The sequence below is a fragment of the Barnesiella sp. genome (assembly GCF_022723415.1).
Lineage (GTDB): Bacteria > Bacteroidota > Bacteroidia > Bacteroidales > Barnesiellaceae > Barnesiella > Barnesiella intestinihominis.
This window is the reverse complement of sequence record NZ_JAIJHU010000116.1, coordinates 1-2,396: the sequence shown is the minus strand read 5'-3', so window position 1 is coordinate 2,396 and position 2,396 is coordinate 1. Positions and strand designations below refer to the sequence as shown.

Annotated in this window: 5 protein-coding genes; all 5 read left to right on the top strand. The window is 42.2% G+C overall.

The genetic code is table 11. The features are described 5' to 3' along the window. Positions 1-207 (top strand): hypothetical protein (locus tag QVD32_RS12860; RefSeq protein ID WP_287710341.1); only part of this gene is annotated, 207 nt, incomplete at its 5' end. A 92-nt stretch (positions 208-299) separates the two neighbouring features. Beyond that, positions 300-821 (top strand): hypothetical protein, encoded by a 522-nt coding sequence (locus tag QVD32_RS12855; RefSeq protein WP_287710340.1) that lies wholly within the window; start codon positions 300-302, stop codon positions 819-821. Positions 822-988: 167 nt separating this feature from the next. Beyond that, positions 989-1,471, top strand: a complete 483-nt coding sequence (locus tag QVD32_RS12850; RefSeq protein ID WP_287710339.1) for an ABC-three component system protein — start codon at positions 989-991, stop codon at positions 1,469-1,471. Next, positions 1,464-1,982 carry an ABC-three component system middle component 5 gene (locus QVD32_RS12845; RefSeq protein WP_287574574.1) on the top strand — a complete coding sequence of 173 codons (519 nt, stop codon included), beginning with the start codon at positions 1,464-1,466 and terminating at the stop codon, positions 1,980-1,982. The genes QVD32_RS12850 and QVD32_RS12845 overlap by 8 nt, the downstream gene beginning before the upstream one ends. Continuing rightward, on the top strand, positions 1,972-2,396 hold a 425-nt coding region (locus QVD32_RS12840; RefSeq protein WP_287710338.1), incomplete at its 3' end, for an ATP-binding protein. The genes QVD32_RS12845 and QVD32_RS12840, both read left to right, overlap by 11 nt.

Sequence of the window (2,396 nt, the reverse complement as noted above, 5' to 3'; positions counted from 1 at the left end):
CGTTGTTTTATTGTTGTTTGGCGATTACAAAGATACAACTTTTTATTGAGAAACTGTTATTTTTACCCCATTATTTTGGGGTGGGAAACTTTAGTTAATCATTCGTTTGCCCATCGTCGGTATGGGGATTGGTATTTCCACATGCAGTTAATGTGTCCGACAAGATTCGTTGTTACTTCCGAACTGCGATGCAAAGGTACAACATAAAAATACCGAAAACAAGAAAGAAAAAACGCTCAAACTTTCTTCTTTCTTTCAGTCTGATAATCAACATAATATAAACAGAAAAAGAAACCATTATGGACATCAATATAACAGGTAATCCTGGCACAGGCAACACCTTTCAAGAGATACATATAGATACGGTACAGAACTATAATCCCAATGCCACCACCGTTATCAACAATAACTATGGTGACAAGCAGAAGCCAGCTCCTGCTACCGAAAAAGTGCTGCAAGATACAGAGAGAGAGCAGCGTAAGGCTGAAATCATGGATTATGTAGCTAAACTTAAGAACTATGTGGCAAAGGATTGGAAAAATCGCTATGAATCTTTATGGAAAGAGATTCTTGCTCTCCCTGAGGTCAATGCAGAGGTCTATGAGCCTGGCAGACAGCAAGGCACCACCTTTAATCGCAACCTCATTGCCAATATATTATATATAATGTGTAATGATGGGGTGATTGTAGAGACAAATGCCACCAAACTCACGGAGGAGCTCGAAGGAGACAAAGACCACCCTGTTAGGGCAAAGTTAAAAGAGAATCCGGTTAATCGAGACATCACAGATAAGATTCTCTCTCTCTTGTCTCGCCACTAATCATATATTTTAACCTAAAATAATGAGATACTATGGAAATCAATATCAATGGTAATCCTGGCTCAGGCAATCGCTATGATGATGTCAAAATTCATCAAGTAGGCAGCTATAATCCCAACGCCACGGAAGTTCATATCCACCAACAGGTAGGTGGTCAGAATAGCAGAATGGCAAGCTGGTTTCGAAAATTGAAGGAAGAGATAGACCACGATGACAAACTTCAGAAGAAGATGGCTGACATCATGCGTTATCGTACTAAGTTGCCCCATACTTTAGGGTTGAAGAGAAAACTACAGGACGGTGGATATAACAAGACAGCCATCGACAAGGCTTGTCGCTTAAAACAAGGTTATGCCAAAAAGGCAACTAAATACCAGTATTATGAGATGGCAAACCGTATAGACGACTATCTCTTCGCCATCTTGAGCAATCGTTTTGATGACTACGTCTATCCCCTGATAGTAAATCAGAGACCTCTTGCTGACATCAAGCAAGCGGTTTCCGAGCAGGTCATCATTCCAGTCATGAAAGAACTGAATGAGAATGGGGAAGACGATATTTATCTCTGCTATACCACAGACGACATCTTAGGTATGCTCTATTATCTCACAGGCAATTGTCACATTAATTGGGCTAATTACGATGTATAATCCTGCTTTCGATCCATTCAATGGCATCTACCGAATGCTCAATATCTTGAAGCATTTTGATACCCACGAAATCGTGGAGGTGGATCGCCTGCGCATCTATGATTTTTATCTGCTTTTTCCCTATAAGGCATACATGATTCGCTTTAAAAAGACGGAGGCAGACTGGAAAAAACAACTGTCGAAGTTTGTGAAAGAGAAAAAGGCTAATCCTTATAATAAGACCATCAATGACCGCCGTCTATTCTCGCAGCTCCTGCGCTATCAGATGATAGCCCTGAGCCATATCGCAAGTTATGGACTCATCGATCCGCAACTATTGTTGCAACAGAAAGTCAAGGTCTCCGATGTAGCCAAGATGCAGCAAGTGATGTCTCAATTGGAAGAGATGTCAGATGAGGAAAATAATGTCATTTCCTGGCTCAATTCTTGTTTCCGTACCATACCGCTTGCAGGAACGTACGGATTGAAATATCGAACTCAATTATTAGAATTTAAATACGATGGCTGTTAGTTTCTTTGTCAACCGCCTCTATGTGCTCACCACCGATGGCAAGGTGGCTTATGATGAGCCTTTCCATCACGGAGTCAATATCATTCGTGGTGCCAACAGCAGTGGAAAATCCACCATTACCCACCTCCTATTCTATGGTTTGGGTGGAGAATATACCCAGTTTGTCACCCAGGCGCGCCATTGCTCCCGAGTGATGGTAGAGGTTAGTTTGGATGATGCAGTCCTTACGCTTTCTCGTCCCATCGAAATGGATACAGATGGCAGGGTTCTCACCCAGCGAGGTATGACCATCTATTGGGGCACACTTGATGAGGCTCTTCAGGGTAACTGCGAATCAGGCACATTCGGCTTTAAGATCTCTGCCAAGACAAAGAGTTACTCCAATGTGCTCTTTGAGGTGATGGGTATGCCCAT

What these genes read in the sequence shown, in the direction of transcription:
- QVD32_RS12855 (WP_287710340.1), top strand. Translation starts at nt 300, where the DNA reads ATGGACATCAATATAACAGGTAATCCTGGCACAGGCAACACCTTTCAA.
- QVD32_RS12845 (WP_287574574.1), top strand. Translation starts at nt 1,464, where the DNA reads ATGTATAATCCTGCTTTCGATCCATTCAATGGCATCTACCGAATGCTC.
- QVD32_RS12850 (WP_287710339.1), top strand. Translation starts at nt 989, where the DNA reads ATGGCAAGCTGGTTTCGAAAATTGAAGGAAGAGATAGACCACGATGAC.